This window comes from Roseateles sp. P5_E1 (assembly GCF_054049335.1).
In genome coordinates, this window is record NZ_JBFUMN010000345.1 from 1 (window position 1) to 581 (window position 581).

General features: G+C 67.1%; 1 pseudogene. It reads left to right on the top strand.

The annotated features are described in order from the left end of the window. Window positions 1-441, top strand: a pseudogene (locus ACXJKJ_RS31440) (hypothetical protein); the annotation flags it as partial. Between the last annotated feature and the right edge of the window lie 140 nt (window positions 442-581).

The following is a 581-nucleotide window of genomic DNA, read 5'->3' on the forward strand; positions in this document are numbered from 1 at the left end:
GCCATGACCGGTGCCTTCAGCAGCGCCGGCTACGAAGTGGTCGAAGCGGAGTACGTCGAAGGCGAAAGCCGCGGCCTGCTCAGCATCGAGCGCATCCGCAAGGACTTCAGCACCGGCAACGACCTGTCCGCCGCCACCCTGCGCGACACCGCCAACGGCATCCGCGCGGCCAACATCCCGTACATCGCGGTGGGCACGCTGGACATCGGCATGCGCGACCGCGACCCGGCCTCGGGCAACACCCGCGTGTACGTCACCGTGACCGGCAAGGTACTGGACGTGACCGGTCGCTTCCCGCGCACCGTGTCTTCGGTCGGTCCGGTGCAGTACGCCGGCCTGGGCCCGAATGAAACCGTCGCCCGCACCAATGCACTGCGCGAAGCCGCCGAACAGGCTGCCCAGCAGATGATCAACGAACTCAACGTCAAGGCCGTGCGCTGATCCAGCGCGGGTTGTCTCTTCTGCCGGCCAGCGGCCGGCAGCTACCGTCGTCAAACAAGGACTACACCATGATCCGCAAGACCCTTATCGCACTGGCCATCGCCACCACCTTCGCCGCACCGGCACACGCCCAGCTCGGC